General features: G+C 43.6%; 22 protein-coding genes. 12 read left to right on the top strand and 10 right to left on the bottom strand.

The features are described from left to right. The first annotated feature begins 59 nt into the window (after positions 1–59). From DPG01_RS07870 to ahr, 6 genes are all read left to right on the top strand, one after another. Complete coding sequence (locus DPG01_RS07870) at positions 60–422, top strand: HIT family protein (RefSeq protein ID WP_086210349.1); 363 nt, start codon at positions 60–62, stop codon at positions 420–422. 106 nt (positions 423–528) lie between these two features. Continuing rightward, positions 529–1,563 carry an A/G-specific adenine glycosylase gene (mutY, locus tag DPG01_RS07875; RefSeq protein ID WP_110974707.1) on the top strand — a complete coding sequence of 345 codons (1,035 nt, stop codon included), beginning with the start codon at positions 529–531 and terminating at the stop codon, positions 1,561–1,563. A 99-nt stretch (positions 1,564–1,662) separates the two neighbouring features. Continuing rightward, on the top strand, positions 1,663–2,205 hold the full coding sequence (locus DPG01_RS07880; protein ID WP_171327374.1) for a M23 family metallopeptidase: 543 nt from the start codon (positions 1,663–1,665) through the stop codon (positions 2,203–2,205). Positions 2,206–2,220: 15 nt separating this feature from the next. Further along, positions 2,221–2,466, top strand: coding sequence for a hypothetical protein (locus DPG01_RS07885; RefSeq protein WP_110974709.1), 246 nt, complete (start codon positions 2,221–2,223; stop codon positions 2,464–2,466). Positions 2,467–2,487: 21 nt separating this feature from the next. Next, positions 2,488–3,042: a DNA-3-methyladenine glycosylase I gene (locus DPG01_RS07890; RefSeq protein WP_086210352.1), complete on the top strand. Its 555-nt coding sequence runs from the start codon at positions 2,488–2,490 to the stop codon at positions 3,040–3,042. Between the two features lie 33 nt (positions 3,043–3,075). Next, positions 3,076–4,098, top strand: a complete 1,023-nt coding sequence (gene ahr / locus DPG01_RS07895) for an NADPH-dependent aldehyde reductase Ahr (protein WP_086210353.1) — start codon at positions 3,076–3,078, stop codon at positions 4,096–4,098. Positions 4,099–4,126: 28 nt separating this feature from the next. On the opposite strand, the gene DPG01_RS07900 is transcribed toward ahr, so the two are convergent. Next, positions 4,127–5,578, bottom strand: a complete 1,452-nt coding sequence (locus tag DPG01_RS07900; protein ID WP_110974710.1) for a PLP-dependent aminotransferase family protein — start codon at positions 5,576–5,578, stop codon at positions 4,127–4,129. Between the two features lie 99 nt (positions 5,579–5,677). Here DPG01_RS07900 and DPG01_RS07905 point away from each other — a divergent pair, with 99 nt between their 5' ends. After that, the gene (locus DPG01_RS07905) at positions 5,678–6,082 is read left to right on the top strand and encodes a hypothetical protein (RefSeq protein ID WP_110974711.1); all 405 of its coding nucleotides are present in this window, start codon (positions 5,678–5,680) and stop codon (positions 6,080–6,082) included. 51 nt (positions 6,083–6,133) lie between these two features. On the opposite strand, the gene DPG01_RS07910 is transcribed toward DPG01_RS07905, so the two are convergent. Both DPG01_RS07910 and dapB read right to left on the bottom strand, forming a co-directional pair. After that, a complete protein-coding gene (locus DPG01_RS07910) occupies positions 6,134–6,781 on the bottom strand; it encodes an START domain-containing protein (protein WP_110974712.1) in 648 nt (215 codons plus the stop codon). Positions 6,782–6,838: 57 nt separating this feature from the next. Continuing rightward, positions 6,839–7,660 (bottom strand): 4-hydroxy-tetrahydrodipicolinate reductase, encoded by an 822-nt coding sequence (dapB, locus tag DPG01_RS07915; RefSeq protein ID WP_086210357.1) that lies wholly within the window; start codon positions 7,658–7,660, stop codon positions 6,839–6,841. 197 nt (positions 7,661–7,857) lie between these two features. Here dapB and DPG01_RS07920 point away from each other — a divergent pair, with 197 nt between their 5' ends. Further along, positions 7,858–8,094, top strand: a complete 237-nt coding sequence (locus DPG01_RS07920; RefSeq protein WP_110974713.1) for a hypothetical protein — start codon at positions 7,858–7,860, stop codon at positions 8,092–8,094. A 63-nt stretch (positions 8,095–8,157) separates the two neighbouring features. Here DPG01_RS07920 and dnaJ read toward each other — a convergent pair whose 3' ends face one another. From dnaJ to DPG01_RS07940, 4 genes are all read right to left on the bottom strand, one after another. Beyond that, positions 8,158–9,276: a molecular chaperone DnaJ gene (gene dnaJ / locus DPG01_RS07925; RefSeq protein ID WP_110974714.1), complete on the bottom strand. Its 1,119-nt coding sequence runs from the start codon at positions 9,274–9,276 to the stop codon at positions 8,158–8,160. A 105-nt stretch (positions 9,277–9,381) separates the two neighbouring features. Next, positions 9,382–9,759 (bottom strand): hypothetical protein, encoded by a 378-nt coding sequence (locus tag DPG01_RS07930; RefSeq protein ID WP_086210360.1) that lies wholly within the window; start codon positions 9,757–9,759, stop codon positions 9,382–9,384. Between the two features lie 130 nt (positions 9,760–9,889). After that, positions 9,890–13,027 (bottom strand): efflux RND transporter permease subunit, encoded by a 3,138-nt coding sequence (locus DPG01_RS07935; RefSeq protein WP_086210361.1) that lies wholly within the window; start codon positions 13,025–13,027, stop codon positions 9,890–9,892. Positions 13,028–13,029: 2 nt separating this feature from the next. Further along, positions 13,030–14,130 carry an efflux RND transporter periplasmic adaptor subunit gene (locus DPG01_RS07940; protein WP_086210386.1) on the bottom strand — a complete coding sequence of 367 codons (1,101 nt, stop codon included), beginning with the start codon at positions 14,128–14,130 and terminating at the stop codon, positions 13,030–13,032. Positions 14,131–14,281: 151 nt separating this feature from the next. Here DPG01_RS07940 and DPG01_RS07945 point away from each other — a divergent pair, with 151 nt between their 5' ends. From DPG01_RS07945 to DPG01_RS07960, 4 genes are all read left to right on the top strand, one after another. Next, positions 14,282–14,923: a TetR/AcrR family transcriptional regulator gene (locus tag DPG01_RS07945; RefSeq protein WP_086210362.1), complete on the top strand. Its 642-nt coding sequence runs from the start codon at positions 14,282–14,284 to the stop codon at positions 14,921–14,923. Positions 14,924–15,114: 191 nt separating this feature from the next. Continuing rightward, positions 15,115–17,799, top strand: coding sequence for a phosphoenolpyruvate carboxylase (gene ppc, locus DPG01_RS07950; RefSeq protein WP_110974715.1), 2,685 nt, complete (start codon positions 15,115–15,117; stop codon positions 17,797–17,799). A gap of 299 nt (positions 17,800–18,098) precedes the next feature. After that, the gene (locus tag DPG01_RS07955; RefSeq protein WP_110974716.1) at positions 18,099–19,400 is read left to right on the top strand and encodes a solute carrier family 23 protein; all 1,302 of its coding nucleotides are present in this window, start codon (positions 18,099–18,101) and stop codon (positions 19,398–19,400) included. Between the two features lie 160 nt (positions 19,401–19,560). Beyond that, on the top strand, positions 19,561–20,466 hold the full coding sequence (locus tag DPG01_RS07960; RefSeq protein ID WP_110974717.1) for a LysR family transcriptional regulator: 906 nt from the start codon (positions 19,561–19,563) through the stop codon (positions 20,464–20,466). On the opposite strand, the gene DPG01_RS07965 is transcribed toward DPG01_RS07960, so the two are convergent. The 3 genes from DPG01_RS07965 to DPG01_RS07975 all read right to left on the bottom strand — a co-directional run bounded on the left by DPG01_RS07965 (position 20,463) and on the right by DPG01_RS07975 (position 25,085). Beyond that, positions 20,463–21,200: a sulfite exporter TauE/SafE family protein gene (locus DPG01_RS07965; RefSeq protein WP_086210366.1), complete on the bottom strand. Its 738-nt coding sequence runs from the start codon at positions 21,198–21,200 to the stop codon at positions 20,463–20,465. The genes DPG01_RS07960 and DPG01_RS07965 overlap by 4 nt on opposite strands. Before the next feature lie 160 nt (positions 21,201–21,360). Next, entirely contained in the window at positions 21,361–23,463 is a 2,103-nt protein-coding gene (locus DPG01_RS07970) for a TonB-dependent siderophore receptor (RefSeq protein ID WP_110974718.1), read from the bottom strand. 323 nt (positions 23,464–23,786) lie between these two features. Continuing rightward, a complete protein-coding gene (locus DPG01_RS07975; RefSeq protein WP_110974719.1) occupies positions 23,787–25,085 on the bottom strand; it encodes a hypothetical protein in 1,299 nt (432 codons plus the stop codon). Positions 25,086–25,112: the final 27 nt, after the last annotated feature.

Below are 25,112 nucleotides of genomic sequence, written 5' to 3' on the forward strand. Positions count from 1 at the left end.
GCAAATATCACTTGCTCATATCCAGTAGGATAGATAATTAGATTTTAGAGGAGATAACAATGACTGAGACCCAATGCCAATATTGTAATTTTGATGAATTTGATGTGCTTGATAAAAACGAGTTTGGGGTGATTTTACCCGAACCCAATGCGCTCTCTAAAGGTCATTGCGTCATTATCCCTCTACGCCATATCAGTTCATTCTTTGATATCACTGACAAAGAGCGTAAGAGCTTAATGTCTTTGTTAGAACTGGCACGTAATGAACTCCAATTGCGCCATCAACCTTCAGGTTTCCATATTGGGTTTAATGATGGTGAAATATTTGGAAATGTGTCTGAACACCTACATATTCATATTATTCCACGCTATAAAGACCAAGAGCTCAAACTCGATGCACGCTGGGGCATGACACACGACTAAATGCTCATTCGATCAATGGCGCTTCGGCGCCATTTTTTATGGGCAAAATACATGCGTATAAAAGACATTCCGTTATACTAAGTCGAATTTTTTGTTTGTGCTTCAGATGTCTCCTTTCTCTTTTTCAGATGCGTTACTGACTTGGTTCGATGTTCATGGTCGACATGACCTACCATGGCAAGTGGCCGATGACCCCTACAAAGTTTGGGTGTCTGAAATTATGCTACAACAGACCCAAGTCAAAACCGTACTGCAATATTTCGAGCGTTTTATCGAACGCTTCCCAACGGTTGAAACTTTAGGGACAGCATCATGGGATGAGGTCGCACCTTACTGGGCAGGTCTCGGCTACTACGCACGCGCGCGTAATCTGCATAAAGCGGCTAGTATTGTGGCACGCCATGGTGCTTTTCCTCAAACCTTGGAAGGATGGATTGAGCTGCCCGGTATTGGACCCTCTACCGCAGGGGCACTGATGTCTTTGGGTTTACGTCAGTACGGCGTCATTATGGATGGTAATGTAAAGCGCGTTCTCGCACGTTTCTTTGCTATTGATGACGACCTGAGTAAACCCGCGCATGAGCGTAGCATGTGGCAACTGGCTGACGAACTTTGCCCAAATGAACGTAACCATGACTACACCCAAGCCATCATGGATTTGGGGGCAACCGTCTGTACACCGAAAAAACCGTTGTGCCTCTACTGTCCCATGCAGCAACACTGTAAGGCCCATGCACAAGGGCTAGAAACGGAATTACCCTTTAAAAAACCCAAAAAAGCTGTCCCAATAAAGTCGGCTCAAGTATTGGTGCTGCGTCATCACAATCAATGGCTGTGGCAACAACGCCCCAATAGTGGACTGTGGGGCGGTTTATGGTGTTTACCTATTTTTGAAAACTGTGATGCACTCACGCAACTGTGCCAAAGTTTAGGGCTTAAAGGAGCTACACAACGCGCCGAAATTTCACATAGTTTTACTCACTTCACTTGGCAACTGGAAGCACTTTGTTTTGAGGTCGATGCCGATCAACTCGAACATTTAAGTATTGAACTGGCAGGCATGTGGTTCGATGTACAAAATGTCACAGAAATGGGCATCCCAACCGCCATGAAAAAATTGATCTCAGCAATTCAACTGTGACATAGTGATGTCATCAATTTGATTGATGATAAAACTTAAAATTAGCTCACTTTAAAATGAGATCACAGAGATAAGAAAGGATTGTTCGTGCGTTATTGTTTGCCTCGCATTTCTGCCATTAGCAGTCTAAGTATTCTTCTCCTTTTACTTGCTGCTTGTCGTACCACCCCCCCTGTGCCCAGCGGTAGCCAATTACCCGCAGCTCAAGTTCAGCAGCTTAAAAATATGCGTTTAGCCCAACAATTCCCGGTACCAGTTCAGGGCATCAAACGTCATGCGCTCAAAGACACTTGGGGTGCCTCACGCAGCAGTGGGCGAACGCATGAAGGCATCGACATTTTGGCACCAAAGGGAACCAAAGTTTTTTCCGCCACAGAAGGCCTAGTCGCGGACTTACGTAATAACAATTTGGGTGGTAAAGTGGTTTGGATTATGGGACCCGCTGGCACATGGCATTATTATGCTCACCTTGATGATCATAAACGTGGTTTAAAGGTCGGAGACTATGTTAAAAAAGGCGATGTGATTGGCTATGTTGGCAACACAGGCAATGCACGATACACCGCCCCACATTTACATTATGGACTGTATTTACAAGGCAAAGGTCGTGGTGCAGTAAATCCCTATCCTTATTTACGTTAACTTTAGGAATTTTTCATGTCAGAAGCGTTGATCAACCGTCTGGTCGAATTTGCTGAATCAGGCAATCAACAAAAAATTATCTTGGCAGGACAAAGCCACCAAGGCTGGATCATGGAAATTACTGAAGATGCACTCTTAATCAGCACTGGATTTGCAGAAAAGACCGGAAAAGATGTTTGGATTAACTTCTCCGAGCTCAAACACGCCCAATTATTTTATTGGGATAATCAACTCGATCAATGGGCAACGTTTACCCTATAAATAAAAAAGGAGCATTTCCAGATGACCACTCAACGCTGCGGATGGTGCTCCTCAGACCCGCTCTACATCGACTACCATGATCATGAGTGGGGTAAACCACTACATGATGAAAAGCAGCTCTTTGCGATGCTCTGCCTCGAAGGTCAACAAGCGGGGCTGTCATGGATTACCGTCCTGAAAAAACGTGAACACTATCATCGCCATTTTTTCCAGCATTCCATCGAGCAAATTGCAAGTTTTAGCGAAGCAGACTTAGCCACTAAAGTCCAAGACGCAGGGCTAATCCGGCATATCGGAAAACTCACTGCGATTCGTGACAATGCGATTGCATGGGTTGCACTGAAACAACAAGGCATCAACCCTGTGGAATGGCTCTGGAACTTTGTCGAGCAACATGCCATCCACAATGATGTTCCTGACTACCGCACAGCACCTGCACAAACACCTCAAAGCCAAAGCATGTCAAAAGCACTGAAAAAACAGGGCTTCAAGTTTGTTGGCCCGACCACCTGTTATGCCTTTATGCAAGCGGTCGGCATGGTCAATGATCATGAAAATGGCTGTCATTTTAAATAAAACCATCTCAAACGATAAATAAGGACACCGAATATGACTGACAACACCATTCGTGCCTATGCGGCGATGCAAGCAGGCGAGGCCTTACAACCCTATCAATTCGATGCAGGCGAACTGCAAGCACATCAAGTTGAAGTGCAGGTGGAATATTGTGGACTGTGTCATTCTGATGTTTCGGTCATCAATAATGACTGGAATTCATCGGTCTACCCTGTGGTTGCAGGCCATGAAATTATTGGTACTATCATTCGCTTAGGCTCAGAGGCCAAAGGCTTAAAACTGGGGCAACGCGTAGGTATCGGTTGGACCGCTGAAAGTTGTCAACACTGTGACCCATGCGTGTCGGGGCAGCAGGTGCTCTGTACAGGCGGTTCAACAGCAACCATCGTAGGGCATGCAGGTGGTTTTGCCAACAAAGTTCGGGCAGGTTGGCAGTGGATTATTCCCTTACCTGAAGATCTGGACCCTGAGTCAGCAGGGCCTTTGCTGTGTGGCGGGATTACTGTTTTTGATCCAATTTTAAAGCACCAAATTCAAGCTATTCACCATGTTGGTGTGATTGGCATTGGTGGGCTTGGCCATATGGCGATTAAGCTTCTGAAAGGATGGGGCTGTGAAATTACGGCATTTACGTCCAATTTAGACAAAGCTGAAGAGCTCAAGGCTATGGGGGCAGACCATGTCGTAAATAGCCGAGATGTGGATGCACTTAAAGCACAAAGAGGCAAATTCGATCTGTTGCTCAGTACGGTGAATGTCACGCTCAATTGGCAAGCATATTTAGCCACACTTGCTCCGAATGGTACGGTACATATGTTGGGACTGCCCTTAGAACCGATGCAAATTTCTGCGGGTAGTCTAATTGGTGGAGCCAAATCTATCACAGGTTCACCGACAGGATCTCCTGCGGCATTACGCCAACTCCTCAAGTTCGCTGCACGTAAAAATATTGCGCCACAAATTGAACTGTATCCCATGTCGCAGTTAAATGAAGCGCTGGAACGTTTACATTCAGGACAAGCACGTTATCGTATTGTCCTCAAAGCCGACTTTTAAACGATGAGCGCCTCAAAAGAGGCGCTTTTTAGACCGCTTGTTTAACCCCTACCGAACGATTAATTTCCGCTTTGACCCAATCGGCCAACAAGCTAACGGCCTCCCGAATATCTACCGAAAGTTCATGTCCAGCATTGAGACGGATACAGTTTTTATAACGCTGCCCTTCTCCAAAAACCTCTCCGGGCACAATATTGATACCATGTTGTTGCGCAAAATAGTACATGTCTAAACCATCAATACTTTCGGGAAGTTGTAGCCATAGCGCATATCCTCCCAAGGGCTGATTGATCCGTAACTCTACCCCGTCAAAGGCATGCATGATCATGTGTCGATATTGTTCAACTTGCTGTTTCAAAATCGGTTTAAGCTGCTGTAAATGTTCGCGATAGGCACGGCTATAAATCAGGTCAGCCAGTGCCAACTGCAAAGGTGTATTCACGGTGATATTTTGCATCAGCAAAGTAGCCTTCAAATGCGCTAAGCGCTGCGGAATACAGAACCAACCTACCCGATACGCAGTTGAAAGTGACTTGGAAACCGAACCACAGAAAATCACATAACCCTGCTGATCCCAATATTTAATCGGCAACGGACGACTCGAGCTGAAGCTACACTCACCATAAATATCATCTTCAATTACATAGCATTGATAACGTGCCGCCAGTTGTGCAATTTTTTCTTTTTCTGCATTGCTTAGGCAAAACCCCAAGGGATTTTGATAATTGGCCGTAAGTAAGCATGCTTTTGCGCCTGAACTTTGCATGACTTGCTCTAAACGTTCCAAATCAAAACCTTGAGTATCGGCTGGAATTTCAATGATTTTTCGCTTTAAGCCAGCCAACATTTGCAGCTGACCATTAAAATTCGGTGTTGGGACAATCACGCTGTCCCCTTCTTGGCTTAAGTTTTGAATGATTACCGACAATGCAGGCATACAGCCATTGCTGATGTAAATATCATCCTGCGAAATGTAAAAACCATCTTCAGCCCAATGCTCCGACAAAGCTTGTCTTAGGCGAATATGACCTTGCTTATCACTATATAAAAAGTCTTCAGGTTGGCTATGCTTTAGTGCACGTTGGATTGAACGGCGGAGTGCCTCTACAGGCACATGTTTAGGCGAAAGCTGAATAGCACCCAAATGAATGAGACGACTGTTAATAGAAGACTGTTGAATTTCAAGTTGCAGTTCTAAATTTGAGATCTCACGCTCTTGGGACTGAAAGTCTGGATGCTGTGGCACAGGAATAGAGGGACTGGATTTTTTCTGATAGCTGACAAAATAGCCTGATTTATTTTTTACATGAATATAGCCCTGCGATTCGAGCAGTTCATAACAACTTTTGGCAGTATTTAGACTGACCTTTTGTAAAGTTGCAAACTGTCGCAAAGACAGCAATTTCTGTCCTGCGGGTAATTCCGCATTTTGAATTTTCTCAAGTAACTGCGTCGCCAAGCTCTGATACTGAAAAGCCATGCATCTGTACCTATTTTTTTAAATTTTATGTATCTGTATCCATTATGCGCACAGAATTATGCTCCTGTCATCCGTCAACGAACGTCAATAGGTGCCTTTATGAAAAAAATAATGATCTCTTTATTTTGTGTATTGAATTTATCTGCATGCCAACCGCAAAAGGTTTCACAGCAAGTACAGCAACAGCACTTTATTTGTAAAGCGCTCATTGAAGGGTTTCTCAAAACACAGAACTTAAATGACTACCAATTTTTAAATTTACAGCCGAGCTTGACGGAAACAGCAACACGGCGAACCTATGAATATCGGTTGAACGATGAACGACAAATGCAGATAAATTTACCCAACAAGAAACATTTAGAATTTCAATGTGATCAAAGCAGTGCCAAACATTTCACAATCTCACTTGCTGGTGAAGGGCATGTCATGCTGAGTTTAATGCACCTAGATTTACCTCAGGCGTCGACTTTACAGCAACTGACTGCTTACCAACAGCCTGAATAAAACCACCATCAAAATCAATTGCCTGTACCGCAGTGCAGGCTTTCAGCAGTTCTAACGTAAAGCCACAGGTAACTGCACAGGCAGATCACGTTGTTCCTGCAATTGCTTTTTCATTTTCTGTAGCATTTGATAAGGCTGCTGTTGGACGAACATGTTCACTATACTCAGTGGAATCGAGCCTTCAGGATTGGCATAACCCGAAGTGGAAACTCTCACTTTGTTTGGTCCGAGTTTTTGGAAAGTCCAATCGCCTTCATAGTAGTTTAAGCGTACATAGTCTGGATTTTTCAGAATATTTTTATCAATGGCTTTGTTTTTAATACTTATCACCCCCTGACTGTCCTTGATCATTTTGCCTTGCACCACCAAGTCGCGATCTTTTAAAGGAAAAGGAAAGTCGAGCACCATATACAACTGGAATTCACCTTTTTTATCATCGCGGGACAAAACTTTGACACTGCCCATATAAGGTACCCATTTCACTGCGTGGTCTACATCCAAAATCAGTGAAACGGCTTTTTCAATCGGCACATCAAACGTGGTTTCAGCCTTATATAAAAAAACGGGGTTTTGTGCATTTTGATAAGTCCAAACTTTAATATTATTTTTATGAATACTCAGTTTGGCTTGATCCATAGGCTTGGCTTGTGCTGTGCTCATTAAGGCAACAACACAAGCCATATACATGACTTTTTTCATTCTATTCTTCGTCTTATTTTCGTTTTTATCTTGTTTTTATTACGAATGAAACTGGTTTTATACTTGGATATCGTTAAAACCTAACACATCTTTCATATCATATTTACCTGCTTCACGCCCGATGACCCAAGCCGCAGCACGTACTGCACCTGAAGCAAAGTTCATTCGGTTGGTCGCTTTATGGGTAATTTCAACACGCTCGCCATCGGCAATAAACATCGCGGTATGTTCACCGACAATATCGCCACCACGAATAGTTTGGAAGCCAATGCTTTGACGCTCACGAGGCCCTGTATGACCTTCACGGCAGTATACTGCATCCGTTTTCAAGTCACGCCCTAAAGCTCCAGCAATCGCTTCACCCATCATCAGCGCTGTGCCTGATGGCGCATCGACTTTATGACGGTGATGTGCTTCAATCACTTCAATATCCACGGTGTCACCAAAGACTTTAGAAGCCAATTCCAACAGTTTAATCGAAACGTTGACACCCACAGAATAATTGGCTGCATACACCACAGGTGTTTGAGTCGCAGAGTCATCCAAATAGGCTTTTTGTTCGTCATTCATGCCAGTAGTACCAATCACAATGGCTACACCCGCTTCACGACAAATTTTTAAATGCTGAACCGTCGCTACTGGTGCAGTGAAATCAATCACCACATCACACTCTTTCACTACCGCTTCTAGGCTACCCACCACCTTCACCCCAAGGCTACCAATTCCTGCAAGCTCACCTGCATCTGCACCAATCAATGAACTTTCAGGACGTTCAACGGCTGCAGCCAATTGATAGCCTGCTTCGTTTACCGCTTGAATAAGGATGCGACCCATACGACCGCCTGCACCCAAGACACCAATGCGTGGAGCTGCTGACATAATATATTCCTAATGTAGCTTCAAAATTGTTCTTACTATAGCAAAACTCATTGCCCAGACTAAGTTTTGTTAGCCATTTTCATCGAAAAAATCGCTTTATTTTCAAACATCATTTCTCGTCATTTTCACAAATTTGCAATCAATATTACGCAGACTAGGTTCGCGTTAAAAAACAACTTTAAAATGAGGAAAATAGAATGAAAGCAAAGGTACTTTTTCTAGCGATCGCGTTTGGGGGCTGTCTGGCAAATGTTCAGGCTGAACCTGCTGTTCAAGCAGGCGACACTTTGGAAAGTTTGTCACAAGTCAAAATTAGCACCAGTACACACCCAAAGGTCAATACTGAACAACAAGCACCATCTGTTGCACCTGTTGAAGAGACCGTCTCTGTAGATCAGATTGATCAACCTGAACTTCCAACAGAAGTGCAGTAACATAAAAAAAGCGGGAAAATTTTCCCGCTCTTTTCAATCTTATTTAACCGATATGACGTTTTATTAGTCAAACAGACGGTCAAAGAAAGACTTTTTCTTCGGTGATGATTTGTGATCATCTCCATCCAGAGTTTCTTGCAACTCTTTTAACAACTCTCGTTGACGTGCTGTTAAGTTGACTGGCGTTTCGATCACGATACGGCAGAGTAAGTCACCTTGCATACTGGTACGTACAGGTTTAACCCCTTTACCACGTAAACGGAACATTTTACCCGTTTGTGTACCTTCAGGAATTTTCAAACTCACGCGACCTTCGAGTGTCGGGATTTCAATTTCTTTACCCAAAGCAGCATCGGCAATGCTTACAGGCACATCCATATACAGGTCTGCACCATCTCGTTGGAAGATTTCGTGTTCACGCACGACCACTTCTACGTACAAGTCACCTGACTGACCGTCACGAATCGCTTCACCTTTACCCGTTAAACGAACGCGGTCGCCATTGTCGACACCCGCAGGAATCGTCACTTCAAGGGTTTGTTGACGGTCTTTAACACCTGAACCATGACAAGTATTACATGGGTTTTTAATGATCTTGCCCTGACCACGACAAGTGCTACAAGTCTGCTGTACAGAGAAGAAACCTTGTTGCATGCGAACCTGACCTGCACCATGACAGGTTTTACAGGTTTCAACATCATTCGGGTTTTTAGAACCTTTGCCATCACACGTTTCACACGGTGCTGGTGCAGTAAAAGTAATGGTTTTCTTCACTCCTTTTACTGCTTCTTCCAAGGTCAGTTCCATTACATAACGTAAGTCAGAACCACGGCGCGCACGCTGTTGACCACGACCACTGCCACCACCAAATGCGCCACCGAAAATGTCACCGAATTGACTGAAAATGTCTTCTGCGCTGAAACCACCACCGAAGCCACCGCCGCCGCCCATACCACCTTCAAAGGCTTGATGCCCCATACGGTCATACATGCTGCGCTTTTCGCTATCCGACAAAATTTCATAAGCTTCAGCAGCTTCTTTGAACTTCTCTTCAGCTTCGGCATTATCAGGGTTACGATCTGGATGATATTTCATCGCCAACTTACGGTAGGCTTTTTTAATTTCATCATCACTAGCGGTTTTAGCAACACCTAAAACCTCATAATAATCACGTTTAGCCATGTCTGGCGATGCTCCTCACGGAATTTATTTAATACTGGGCTGTGGTCTGAAATTGGGGGTCAAACCAAGTTTTACAAGGGGATGTTTGAAAAAAAATCAGTATGTTTAGAAAACAGCCTTATTTTTCAAAAATTTAGAGAAGCCTTTAAACCATGCATTTAAAAGAAAAAGAAATGCAATACAGCTAAAAACGACACCTGCAACAGTACATGCGGTGACCCACAATGCGCTGTCCCAAGTGAAAAACATGAGCGGAATAAACCACAATGCTGCAAACAAAGCCAAGATGCTATAAATCACAATATTACGCATCACCCAAAGGGCTTGGGCTTGTAACCAGACCTCAGCGTGATCAATCTGCGTGACTTTCCGTGCATACCAATATGAAAATGCGCCACTAATCACAGTAAACAAAGCTAAAAACATGAAGACATAAGAAATCGCTATAGAGCGGCGATACTTGGTAATATTGTCTTGCATCATGCGTTTAACCCCATTTGCTACATCGTTCGTTTTGTAATGTGTAGCAAAAACTGCTTTATAAAAATGCCATAAATTTCAGGTGCTACTATATTGAAATTTTCAATGTTTCGCACCTGATATTGGCATAAATTTACAGCTTATGGCTAATTTTTTTTACTTTAAACCACTGCGCATACAAGGCAGGTAAAAAGAACAGGGTTAATAGCGTCGCTACAATCAATCCACCCATAATCGCAACAGCCATGGGACCAAAGAAAATACTTCTGGACAGTGGAATCATGGCAAGGACAGCCGCCAATGCCGTCAGCACAATCGGACGACAGCGTCGCACGGTTGCATCAATGATCGCATCCCATGTTTCATGCCCTGCTTGAATGTCTTGCTCAATCTGATCAATCAAGATCAACGAGTTACGCATAATCATCCCCGACAGGGCAATAGTGCCTAACATTGCAACAAAACCAAAGGGTTTATTGAACAGCAGCAAGAATAGCACCACACCAATTAAGCCTAAAGGTGCGGTAAGCAGTACAATTGTCGCACGCGACATACTGCGCAGTTGAATCATCAGCAAGGTCATGACCACGGCTAAGAACAAAGGCATGCCCGCTGCAACCGATTTACCACCACGTGCAGACTCTTCCACGGTACCACCCACTTCAACCAAATAACCATTTGGCAATTCTGCACGCAGCTGATCCATCTGTTCAGCCATTTCATCCACTACAGTGGCAGGCTGTAATTTGGTTCGAATATCTGCACGCACCGTAATGGTCGGTAAGCGGTTACGGTGCCAGATCAATCCATCTTCAAAACCATAATTAATTTTCGCAATTTGCGCGAGTGGCACTGTGCCACCACTTGAGGTTGGAATAGCCAGACTGGAAAGGGACTCTACTTCAGCCCGTTCCGCTTGGTCTCCGCGTAAGCGAATCTCAATCAGTTCTCGCTTTTCACGGTATTGGTTAATCGTGGCACCCGAAATAGAACTGTTCAAGAAATTGGCTAAATCTAAACTAGACACCCCCATTTGGCGGGCACGGTCTTGATCAATCTCTAAGCTAATCACCTTACTTGGCTCACCCCAGTCAAGGTGTACATTCGTTGTGTTCGGGTTTGTGCCAATGAGCGCAGCTACTTTGTCCGCCCATGCACGAACCTGTGTCAAATCTTCACCTGATACTCGATACTGGATTGGATAACCAACAGGTGGCCCATTTTCAAGCAGAGAAACGCGAGTACGAACATCTGGCAGTAACTGACGGATTTGTGTGTCTAAAGACTTGCGAATTTCATTTCGATCATCCAATGAAGAGGCCAAAACCACAAACTGTGCAAAACTTGCCTGTGGCAGTTGCTGATCGAGCGGTAAATAAAAGCGCGGTGAACCTGTGCCCACATAAGCCACATAGTTATCAATCCCCTTTTGCTTCGATAGGAACTGTTCGACCTTTTTCACTGCATTTTCAGTTGCGGTTAAAGATGCACCTTCCTCGAGTTTTAAATCGACCAAAATTTCTGCGCGATTCGAAGGCGGGAAGAATTGTTGTGGTACCAATTTAAACATGAGCACCGAGAGCACAAAGATCCCAACCGTTGTCGCAATGACCGTTTTTCGATAAGTCACACACAGATTGACCCAACGACGAAAACCTTGATAGAACTTGGTTTGATAGGGATCATGCTGCTCACCAGGATGATGCACCGTTGACTGTGGCTCAGGCTGCTTGCGCAATCGTGCCCACAACCGGCTATACCACGGTGCTTTTTGGATGAGATCCTTATTGAAATCAGGCAATAATTTGTCGCCCAAATAAGGTACAAACAATACAGCCGCAAACCACGACACAATTAAAGCAATGGTCACCACTTGGAAAATAGAACGCGTGTATTCACCTGTACTTGAGGCTGCTGTTGCAATTGGCAAAAAGCCCGCAGCGGTAATCAATGTTCCCGTCAGCATTGGGAAGGCCGTGGTTCGCCACGCATGCCCCGCGGCTTGTAGCCGACTATAGCCCTGCTCCATTTTAATGGCCATCATTTCGACTGCAATAATGGCATCATCAACCAACAGTCCCAGTGCTAAAATCAAAGCCCCCAACGAAATTTTATGCAAGCCGACATCAAAAATATTCATGCCTGCAAAGGTCATCGCCAAGACCAGTGGAATGGAGAATGCCACCACCAGCCCAGTACGGAAACCCAGTGAAAAGAAACTCACTAGCAGGACAATAATGACCGCTTCTGCAAGCACTTTCATAAATTCGTTGACACTGCGCTTCACCGCAACGGGCTGATCTGAAACTTTTTTCAACTCCATACCAAGGGGTAAGGTTTTTTGCAGATTAGAAAACTCAGTCTCTAGGTTTTTACCCAAAGCCAAGATGTCGCCACCTTTGCGCATCGAGACCGCAATTCCGATACCATTTTCGCCCATAAAACGCATACGGGGTTGAGCTGGCTCACTAAAGCCTCGATAGACATCAGCAACGTCACTAAGCTGGATGGTTTTTCCATTGACCAAGAGTGGCATACGTTGCAGTTCTGCAACGCTTTTAATCTGCCCTGTGACTCTCAGTTGAATGCGGTCAGACTTCGTTTCAAAGAAACCTGCACTGGCCATGGTATTTTGCTGTTGCAACGCTTGTTGAATAGCTGTGACGGGAATACCTAACTGCGCAGCTTTGGTGTTGGAAATTTCAATCCAAATTTTTTGGTCTTGTAAACCAACAAGGTTCACCTTAGCCACATCTTTGACACGTTGTAGTTGTAACTGCAAACGATCGGCGTATTCTTTCATCACCGCGTAGTCAAAGTCTTTACCAGTCAATACATAGATATTACCGAAAGTATCACCAAACTCATCGTTAAAGAAAGGACCCTGAACACCATCTGGGAGTTCATGCTTAATATCATTGACTTTTTTACGAACATCATACCAAACATCAGGTATTTCACTCGAGCGCATGGCATCACGTGCTACAAAAGTGACCATGGACTCGCCAGGTCGTGAATACGCCATAATACGTTCGTATTTACCCGTGGTCATCAGTTCTTTTTCAATACGATCTGTGACTTGTTCCGATACCTCACGCGCAGTTGCACCAGGCCAGTATGTCTGCACTACCATGACTTTAAAGGTAAAAGGCGGGTCTTCACTTTGAGCAAGTTTGGAATAAGACACCACCCCAATGATCCCGAGTAACAACATAAAATAGAGGATCAAACCTTTATTTTTAAGTGCCCATTCGGACAGGTTGTAGTTCATGCTTAACTCCCTGCCGCAATCTGGACCGCTTTGTTATCACGGCTAATCGGTTTAATTTTCTGTTTTTCACGTAGTAAATGGACTCCGCCCACCACCACATAGTCTTTTGGCTGTAACCCTGAGCGAATAGTGACCGTATCGCGACCATACTCGCCAACAACCACAGGCACCTTACGAATACTGTTATCGCTGTTTACCACCCAGACATAGGCATTTTTCCCACTCGCTGAAACACTGGCTAACGGCACACTCAGCACATTACTCTCGGTGGAGCTAAAGAATACACGTGCACTTTGCCCCAACTGAATCGCATTTTGCCCTTCACGCAGCGCCACTTTGACACTAAAGGTTCGGGACTGATCGGCGGCAGGGGAAATTTCACGTACATAGGCTGCAAAACGCTGATCGGGCTGAGACCATAGCGTAACGACGGCATCCTGTCCCACTGTAATTTTAGGAATAGCTTGTTCAGGGACACCGATCACGACTTCGCGATCACCAGAAATCGCCAGTTGAAAAGCGGGCTGTCCTGCTGAAATCACTTGCCCAATTTCAATATTTCGCTCGGTAATCACGCCATTTTTATTGGCAATCAGTTGGTTATAGCTGGTTTGGTTTTGTGTAACATTAAAATTGGCTTGGGCTTGTTTTAAGCTCGACAGTGCTGCTTTATATTGATTTTCAACGCTGTCGTACTGTGAACGACTGACCGCATTACTGGGTAATAATTGCTTAAAACGGTTAAGTTCATCCTGTGCATTTTTCTCAGCCGCTTGTGCACTCTCGAGTTGGGCTTTGGCAGAATTTAACTGTAACTGAGCATCTTGCACATCTAAGCGTGCTAAGACTTGTCCAACTTTGACTTGATCCCCCACATCGACCAATCGCTCTGTAACTTGCCCCCCAACACGAAACGACAATGCTGTTTGTTGGCGGGCTTGTACTTCACCCGCATAACTTTTTTGTTCTAAATGTGTGGTATTCGGTTGGCTCACCATAACTAGAGGGATGGGTTCTGATTCAGCCGTGTCTTTGCTGCATCCCCACAAGGTGATACTACATACCACCATCATACTTGCCACAAGGGTCTGAATTCTGCTCATTGAAGTCTGCTCTTCTTCCAAAATCACCTGCTCATCAGGCACAATATCCAGATGCAACATGGTTGTTTTTTAATTAATATACTGCATAGTACACTAATTAAAGATACACTAAGATGTAAATGACTTTTTGAACTTTTTTTTAGGATCACTTGTGCAAGCTTCAGCAGGACGTCCAAAGGATTTAGAAAAACGGCAACGGATTTTGAATGTTGCACGTCAGTTGTTTTTACAACATGGTTATCATGGCTCCAGTATGGATCAGATTGCCAAAGAAGCCCATGTCACTAAACTGACGGTATATAATCATTTTCAGGATAAAGCCAACCTGTTTAGTTGTGCGATTGAAGAAACCTGTGAAAAGCTGATGCTGGGTCGTTCATTTCAATTGCAATGTGCAGAAGACTTCCAACCTATGCTCAAACAAATCTGTACGCTGTCGATGTATATTATTAACCTGCCCGAAGCAATTAAACTGGAACATTTGTTATTACAACTAGCGGCAGAGCAAAATCCTCTTTTACATAACTTCTATAAAGCATCCCATCTTAAAATGCAGACTATTTGGGAGCAATTTTTTCATCAGGCCCAAACACTAGGCGTACTTCAGTTTGAACAAGTCAATGATGCCATCACCTTATTAATGTCTTTGCTCTTTGGTTATCGTCATCAAGAAATGCTATTGGGGATGAACGAGGTTCCTAGTGCAGAACAATGTGAACAAATCATTCAAGAAGCGATCAGCATTTTTTTATTCAGATACCCGATACAAAAACACGAAAAGCAAATAGAGTGACTTTGAATTTTTTAATAACAAATTCAGTGATTTGTTACTTATTCATGTGATTGACTCAATAGAGAGCAGCAATATAAGTCTTTCATTTGTTTCTAAATTCAGCAATTAATCCCCTACTTTTGTCTGCCCCTACTTGGATTGTCACCGAATCGGGGTATAGTCAAATTAAGAACAACGAGGGAATAATAATCATGATTCAACAAATTGATGCTCCACTACGTGAAGATGTCCGATTACTCGGCAACTTGTTGGGTGAAACCCTCAAGGAGCATGCTGGACAAGATTTGTTTAATCAGGTCGAGCAAATTCGTGCCTTATCCAAAGGTGCTCGCGACGGACAAGTTGAAGCTGAAAAACAGCTCGAACAACTTTTTTTAAGTCTTGAAGATGATGAAATTCTCCCACTGACTCGTGCTTTTACTCACTTTTTGAATTTTGCCAACATTGCTGAACAATATCACGTTGTACGTAGCCGTCGTCAAAGCGAATTTGATGTAAACACCCCGTCTCCCAATCCGCTCGACCACCTCTTTGAAAAATTCAAGAATAATGACATTCCCACTGATACGCTATTTCAGCAAATCTGTGATTTGAATATTGAATTGGTGCTGACTGCTCATCCAACAGAAGTCAGTCGCCGAACCCTGATCCAAAAATATGATGGTATCAATAACGCTCTCTTTAAAATGGATCAGCAGAAACTCACCCCACGTGAGCGCCAAACAGTTCTTGAAGACTTAAAACAATTGATCTGTTCGGCATGGCAGACCGATGAAATCCGTCAACATCGCCCAACCCCTGTGGATGAGGCAAAATGGGGCTTCACCACCATTGAGCAAACCTTATGGAATGCAGTACCGAAGTTCATGCGTGAACTGGACGACATGGTGATTGAGCACTGTGGGCAACGTCTGCCCCTCCATGTTGCACCTGTTCGTTTCGCTTCATGGATGGGCGGTGACCGTGACGGTAACCCAAATGTAACCCACAATATTACTCAAGAAGTCCTGTGGCTATCCCGTTGGAAAGCGGCTGATCTGTACTTACGTGACATTGAAGATTTACGTTGGGAACTCTCGATTCAAAGCTGTAGCGATGAACTGCGTCAAGCCTTGGGTCAAGACCATCCTGAACCCTACCGTGAATATTTACGCGATACTCGCGAACGGCTAAAAGCTACGCGCCATTGGTTAGCAGAAAAACTGCGCGGTGCCGATGCCGATGACAGCCGTGTCATTAAAGCTAAAGATGAACTGCTACAGCCTTTACTACTGTGTTATCGCTCTTTAATTGCCAGCAATCTACCTGAAATTGCCAATGGGAAACTGCTCGATTTTATCCATCGGGTGAACTGTTTCGGGATTGAACTACTGAAATTGGACATTCGCCAAGAGTCAGGACGGCATCGCCAAGCGATTTCCGCGATTACTGAATATCTAGGTCTGGGTAATTTTGAAACGTGGACTGAACAAGCGCGCCAAAACTTTTTATTGCAGGAACTACAAAGCAAACGTCCGCTGTTGCCGAAACATTTAAATGAGCCTGCACAAAGCTTAATTGAACAACCCGAAGTACAAGAAGTGTTTGCCACCATGCGCACTTTGGCAGCGCAGCCTCAAGAAAGTTTAGGTGCCTACATTATTTCGATGGCGGAGTACCCAAGTGATGTACTGGCGGTACTACTTTTGCAAAAAGAAGCCGGGATCCAACATCCGCTGCGTGTGGTGCCTTTGTTTGAAACATTAAAAGACTTAGATGGTGCCGCAAGCACGATGAATACCCTATTCAATATGCATTGGTATAAACAGCATATTCAGGGCAAGCATGAAGTGATGATTGGCTATTCGGACTCGGCAAAAGATGCAGGCTTTATGTCGGCCAATTGGGCACAGTACCGTGCGCAAGAAGAATTAACCGCGGTTGCAAAAAAGCATGGCGTACAACTGACCCTCTTTCACGGTCGTGGCGGTTCCATCAGTCGTGGCGGTGCACCAACACAACAAGCCCTGTTTTCACAGCCACCCGGCTCAATTTCAGGTGCCATCCGAGTCACTGAACAAGGCGAAATGATTCGCTTCAAGTTTGGCCTAGAAGGTATTGCGCTACAAAACTTAGAGATTTATACCGCTGCTACTTTAGAAGCCACTTTACTTCCACCACCTGTTCCTAAACCTGAGTGGCGCGAGTTGATGCACAGCATGACTGATTTGTCGGTGCAGGTGTATCGCCAAACCGTGCGAGAAAACCCGCACTTCGTCAAGTATTTACGCACAGTCACCCCAGAGCTAGAGCTACAAATGTTGCCGCTTGGCTCACGTCCGGCAAAACGTAAAGTCAGTGGTGGCATTGAGTCTTTACGTGCCATTCCGTGGGTGTTTGCGTGGACACAGATTCGTTTGATGCTACCAGCTTGGCTCGGTACAGGCGCTGCAATTAACCAAGTGATTGATCAAGGGCATAAAGCGACCTTGGATGAAATGCTGGCGACATGGCCTTATTTCCAGACCCTGATTGATATGTTGGAAATGGTGCTCTCAAAATCGGATGGTCATGTGGCGCTGTATTATGAATCACACCTGACCAACGATGAAGATTTGAAAGTGCTTGGGGAACATCTGCGTCAACGTTTAAAATATGCAGTGCAAACCCTGTTAGCACTTAAAGGTGAATCAAAACTACTGAGCAGTAACGAAGTTTTAGACCAGTCCATGCGTGTACGTAAGCCGTATTTATTGCCGCTACATTTGCTTCAGGCAGAGTTAATGAAACGTCGTCGCCGTTACTTAGAAAGTAGCCAAGAAACCAATACACCTGTAGACCATGCTCTGATGGTCAGTATTGCAGGCATTGCGGCTGGATTACGAAATACTGGTTAAAATTTTAAGCCTGTTTAATTTACAGCACATCACTATGGTGTGCTTTTTTATTGACCGCATGGTCAAACCTGTTAAAAAAATTTATCAATCTAATCATAATTATTTATGAATAAATAATTGGCAAAAATTACCAATTAAGCCTTGATTTATCGTTATTTTTAAAAATTAAAACTTTTACCATGCGGTAAAAAGTTCTGAAAAGTCATAAGATTAGTTTGAACAATTTTTTGTATCACTGATTAAATCTTCTAAAAAACAAGAGTATGATGTGCACAATTTATCTTTAGAGTGCTCAAAAAATGTCCAATTGGTTCCCCAAATGGCGCCCGTACGAAGGCAACATAGATGCACGCCCTGTTGGTACAAGTGAATATCTTCCAGCTTCACAAAGTGCAATTTTAGGTGTTCAGCATGCCTTTGCTATGTTTGGTGCAACAGTTCTTGCACCATTCTTAATGGGTTTCGATCCTAATCTTGCCATCTTAATGTCAGGGATTTGTACCATCTTGTTCTTTATTATGACGGGTGGTCGTGTTCCAAGTTATTTGGGTTCAAGTTTTGCCTTTATTGGCGTGGTGATCGCTGCAACGGGCTATACTGCATCGGGCACAGGCGCACTCAATCCAAATTTAGCCATGGCGGGTGGCGGGATCATCGCTTGTGGTCTACTTTATACATTGTTTGGCTTTATGGTTATGGCAACAGGTACCAAGTGGATTGAAAAACTGATGCCACCTGTAGTGACAGGTGCTGTAGTCATGATCATCGGTCTAAACCTTGCCCCTGTTACAGTCAAAGGCGTTGCTGGCAATACCTTTAATATGTGGATGGCACTGGTTACCGTGTTATGTATGGGCTCAATTGCAGTCTTTACTCGTGGCTTATTGCAACGCCTATTGTTATTAATTGGTCTGTTAATGTCTTATTTAGTCTACTTCATGGTGACCAATGTCATGGGCTATGGCACAGCGATTAATTTTGCCCCGATTCAACAAGCCGCTTGGTTTGGTTTGCCGACTTTCCATGCACCTGAATTTAATGCCAATGCCATGATGATCATTGCACCGATTGCTTTGATATTGGTGGCGGAAAACTTAGGTCACATTAAAGCTGTAAGTGCGATGACAGGTGAAAATCTTGATCCACAGATTGGTAAAGCATTTGTTGCTGATGGTATTGCAACGACTTTAGCAGGTGGTGTAGGTGCTCCTGGCATGACCACCTATGGTGAAAACATCGGGGTCATGGCAGTCACACGAGTTTATTCGACCATCATTTTTGCCATCGCAGGCGTATTTGCCATTTTCTTGGGTCTGTCCCCAAAGTTTGGTGCGATTATCCATACCATTCCGACTGCAATTTTAACCGGTGCGTCGATTGTGGTCTTTGGCTTGATTACCATCGCGGGTGCAAAAATCTGGATTGAAAACAAAGTCGATTTCTCACAGAACAAAAACCTGATGGTGGCTGCGGTAACCATCATTTTAGGTACGGGTGATTTTGCCTTACAAGTTGGCAGTATTAACTTGGGCGGTATTGGTACTGCAACCTTTGCAGCTTTGTTCCTCAACTGGTTCTTCAGCTTAGGGCAAAAAGATTAATCGGCCTTATTTTTGAGTATTCGTTTTTGATCGCAGCCTTCGGGCTGCTTTTTTTTGGTCGGATGCGCTACCTTCTATTTCATATGCCACTCTGCTAAAGGGATGTCTCAAAACGCAAAAAGGACTAAGATAAAGCAACATTTTCCGCGTTGACCCTGCCATGCGCCTTGATTTTTTTGATCTGCAATTGTTTATCAATATCCTGAGTACAGGCAGTCTCACCAAAGGTGCAGAACGTTCCGCCATTTCTTTACAGGCAGCCAGTGAGCGGATTAAAAAATTAGAACAGCATTTTGAAGTCAGTTTATTTACCCGCCATGCAACAGGGGTAAAAGCGACCCTTGCTGGACAAACTTTTGCTGAACATGCACAACATTTGCTACAACAGCAGCAACAATTACAACAGGCCATGTTGCCCTTTGCCCACAGTACAATGAGTAACATTATTCTGTGGTGCAACTCATCAGCGCAAAGTGAATACTTACCCCATTTATTGCCACAGTATTTGATGGAAAATCCAAAACTTCATATCGAATTAAAGGAAGCTGAAACCAATGACATTATTCAGGCCCTCAGCATAGGCACGGCGAAGTTGGGACTGATTTCCAGTTTTTTCGATGCAGGACAACTTGAAACCCAAGAATTTGCTGACGATCCGTTGGTGCTGATCTGTCCGAATCAGCATACACTTGCCACTGTGGTTCAACTGGAACTGGGTGAATTAGTGCAACATCCTTTTGTAGGCCTCATGCCATACCATTCCCTACAACAGTCAATCGAGGCTCAAGCCAAACGCTTAGGCTGTGAGATTCACTATCGGTTACGGGTCCCGAACTTTGCCGCAATCGCACAAGTCGTTGCCAATGGCGTCGGCATTGCCATTATTCCCAAACGGGCAGCACAGCGTTTAAACGTGCAGTATGACTTTCAGCAGATTGAACTACTAGGCAAATGGGCCAACCGCAAGTTGCTGCTAGCGACACGGTATTTTGATCAGCTCCCCGCAGATTACCAATGCTTTAGTCAATTCCTCTTGAGCCAACATGATCAACTCATTGCGCATTAAAGCCAGCCCAATTGATGTAAAACCATATAACTGCCAAATAGCACTAAGCCCACAAAAAACACCTTACGAAAGGCTTGCTCAGGGATGCGGTAGCGAATTTTAGTGCCCAACCACATTCCGAGCAATGCAGGCAGTAGTGCGATCAACGACAATTGATAGTCAATTGGGGTATCTTCAACAGGATTCAGATGTAAATATGCAGCTAGACACAAAGTTGAAACGGTAAAGGCAAGGCCAAGCGATTGTACCAAATCATCCCGCTTTAAATGCAAAGACTGCAAATACGGCACCACAGGAATCACCACCACCCCTGTCGCGACTGTCAAAGCACCACCCAAATAGCCCATGATCGGCGATAGATATTTTTCATAGGGGGCTAAGTTGGGCATGTTTTTGGCAAACAAACCATATAGACCATAAATGGCCAGCATTCCGCCCAACAACGCTTCACTTTGAAATTCGCCATGTCCGAGCGTAGGAAAAACACTCCAAACTGAACCGATGATCATGCCCACCAACAAGGGCCAAAAGCGCTGTAGCAGTCGCAGTACACGCCCTTCTGCGAACAATTGCCAAACGTTCGTGACCATTGAAGGGATTATGAGCAAAGTTGCCGCTTGAAATGGGCTAATCACCAAAGATAAAAGTCCCATCGACACGGCGGGCAAGCCCAATCCAATGGTGCCTTTAATCATACCTGCGACAGCAAAAACAAAAATAACAAAAGCAAGCATGACGATTCTCTCTAAACTCTTAGTGCCATGCTATAAAATTTGAATGCGGGGTCATATCACTGTTTTTAGAAGTAAGCCTCAATCAAAGATTGAGGCTTACTGGAAAGCATGCTCTGGACTCAACTGTTATTGAATCCAAATGTGATGGCTGTGATTCTGCTTAGTATTTGAAATTTAGGCTGAAGCGGAAAGTACGTGGATCGCCCCAGCTCACCAATTGTGCATTTGGCGTGGTTCCAACTAAATACTCTTTATCAAACAGGTTTTTTACGCTGAATTTTGCGCCCCAATTTTTCGCTTCATAACCTGCACTGACGTCGTAGAGTGTATAACTCGATAACGGTACATAATAGGTATCTCTTTGTGCTGTACGCTCGCCCTGATAAGTTGCAGCTGCACCAACATTCCAGCCCTGTTGATCACCACCAAAGAAATATTGAGTTGATAAAGAGGCCGCATTTTTAGGCACATGGTTAATTCGCTTGCCAATATCACTGCTGGTTTCACTTTCAGTGATTTTGGCTGTAGGAATATAACTATAGGTTGCGGTCAGGTTCCATTGATCAGTCAAAGCCGCGGATAATTCAGTTTCAAAGCCCTTGGTCTTTTGTTCACCAATTTGTACATAATAAGTATTTGTTGGATCTGGCTCTGTAACATTCTGACGGGTTAAATCATAATAAGCCACATAACCTTGCAGTCTTTGACTCAACCCCTGAAACTTCACACCAACTTCATATTGCTCCCCTTCTTCAGGGTTTAAAAGTGAACTATCTTTACCTGCATCACTCACAGGAAAGAAAGAGGTTGCATAACTCACGTAAGGGGCAAACATATCATTAATCTGATACATCAAAGATGCATTACCCGTAAAGGCATTATCTGAATTTTTCAACAACTTATTCTTGAAGATATCTTCAACTTCGACCTGTGTCCAGTCATGACGACCTGATAAGCCCAAGATCCAATGATCATCAATTTTAAAATTATTACGTAGATATACACCCATATATTGGGTGTCGGTAATTTGGTGAGCAATTGTTGTTGTTGCTTTTGGAATTGCAGTGTAAACAGGATTATTGGCATTAAAAGATGACAAACTATTGCGACGGCGTTCATAGTCACTACGCTCATGCATCATATCTAAACCAATCATTAAATCATATTGGGTTTTGCCCCAGTCGAAATGACGTGACACATTATTATCTAATGCAAAATTTACATCATCTTTAATCTGTCTTTCCACCGTCCGTTTGAAGGTTGGTAAAAAAGCGCCACTAGCTGCCAATACAGGATTATTATCTGCATCGGTTTTAGTGACTGCAAAATTTTGCTTAAAGGTCCAGCCATTATCAAAATAATGTGCATAGTTCGAACCTAAGCGCAAAACATCAACCGTATTGCTTAAATTCGGCGCGCCAAAAAACAAACTCTGTGAGTAATTTTTATAAGCACCATTACTATAAGGAATCCCTTGCTGACGAATAAAATCACGATGTTGATAGCTCGCTATCACAGACAACTCATCTTTTTCGCCTAAATCAAAATTATAAGAGGGCGCAATATAATAATTTTTATAATAAACATAATCTGTTGGATCATCCTGATCAGAGGCATGACCCACTACACGAAACGCACCCTTTTCGCTGTCATTTGGTGCATAGTTAATGTCAAATGTTCCATCAATCAAAGCATTACTACCATAGCTTGCACTGCCACGATAAGAAGTCTTTGCCTCAGGACGCTTAGTGGTTAAATTGACTAAACCACCTGGTAAGGCAAAGCCAAAACCTGTCGATGTTGGCCCTTTTACCACTTCGATCGACTGCAAGCCAGTGATGTCTTCTGAACGTAGGGCATTATCCGAAGTTTGAATACGCAAGCCATCGACATAAGTCTGCGCGCTGGAAACTTGTCCACGAATAATAAAGTCATCCCAGCCACGACGCCCATACTGTCCTGCAGTGACCCCTGCCACACCCTGCAAGGCTTCAGACAGTGTTTTCGCTTGTTTTTGTTCGAGTTGTTTTGCACTAATCACGCTGATTGATTGTGCTGTTTCAAAAAGTGGGGCATCTGAACGCAAAACAGCTGATGCCGTTTTTGCCGCATATGCGTCTTTCGCATCTTGTTTTTGAGCTTCAAATTGTAAAGTGGGCAAAACCTTCGATGATGTCGTTTCCTCTACCTCGCTCTGAGCAAAGGTCGGCGTGGTCATTACAGCAAGAATGGACAAACTCAGATAAGAAATATGAAAACGCATAGCATCAATCAACAAACAGAAAGAATCTCAATTATAATCATTTTCATTTGTAAACATATTAATTAATAGAATTTAACAATGATTTAAACTGTTAACACTCATTAAATTTATAAATAAGAATTCAAGTGCCTGAAAAATAATGATCCAGATTAAGCATGTTGCTTATATCGTAGGGGCTTGGCCTTCACACAGGTTAAACAAGCATGCCCTCAAGACAACTGAAAACGTTTTCAGCATTAGCAAACTAAGTATTTATTTTTAAGATAAATTTTATCATGCAGGTTCAAGCGCACTTTGAACCCAACTTAAACACAATAAACCATTTAACCTTGCTGTTCATCAGCACTATCTGCTTTGTACTGGTCTTCCAGTACGTTACTGAAAATACTTTCAATCATCCAAACCCGATACAGACTATTAAAGACATAGCTCTGACCATCAACACGCAGTTCAAGCACGGGAAAATCGGGTTGAGACTTCATTTCACACAAGATATCGTTTTCTTTGAGCTTGGTCTCTACATTGTCAACACTCAACGCTGTAATATCGAGCTCCTGCATTAACTGATCAAAATGTGCTTTATAAGATAAATCCTTACCTTGAGTCCAAACCGCTTTCAATATCCGATACATGGCATCAATACGTTGCTCTTCGGGCACACTATAAAATAACTGTGCCATCGCCAAAGTTGCCACTTGGGTCGGGCGACAAAACGGCGTGAACTGTACTTCTGTTCGCTTAGACAACCGCGTTGCCAAACTCCAGTCAAACCAGTCTCGACCATGATAACTCAGTGGGTAAACATTAAGCTGAATATTATAATAATCTGCCAGCTCTTCTTTGATATAAGCCAACAATAACCATGAAATCGGATCTTCAAGTGCAACGTATAAATCCAACTCAGGATCAAGTGCCTGAATTTCATTTAACTCTTCCGCATCACTAATCAAATGCTCACGCCAATCTATATGATTGATTAAGAAAATCGGATTATCGGTAAATAGTTTTTGTTGTTTTAAACGGCGGGTTAAACGTAGTAGATCATCAACAGCATGATATTGGCGGTCACCGAGTTGAAAGTAGCTCGCCAGTACCACATCATCATTAAAAATACGTTCTGGAAAGTTTTGCTCCTGATGATGACGACTGGCCATCGCATATAAAGTCCGCAGTTTGCCCTCTTGCTTTTGCCATAACATATGAAACACGTCTTCGAGCAAATACAAAAAGTCCTGCCCACGTAGTGGCGTAAGTCGCAAAATAGTTTCTGCTTGGCTTAATGCCTCTATACTGGGTTGCTCCGGGGTTTCATGAAAGCTAAAACGGTGCTGACGCGACAGAATTTTGGCATCATTTAAACAATAAGTCTGCCATTCCAATGCCGACATCTGATTTGGCGGTTCAGCAGCCTGACGAGAAATGACCACCGTCAATGGTTTTAGTTCATCCGCTAAAATTTCTTCAATTTGGGGTAACTGCTGAACGGCTAAATAGCTGTATACATCGTCGAGGCGTAAATGAATACTCAAGCCTTGTTCTGTAGATACGACCGTTTGACGAATCGGTTTTTGGTAAAACCAACGCGATCGAATCGGATCGAACCATCGACGCAACAGTGACATGAGCAAAGCCTCTACATTAAACCCTTG

It is taken from the genome of Acinetobacter sp. WCHAc060042, assembly GCF_003231195.1.
Lineage (GTDB): Bacteria > Pseudomonadota > Gammaproteobacteria > Pseudomonadales > Moraxellaceae > Acinetobacter.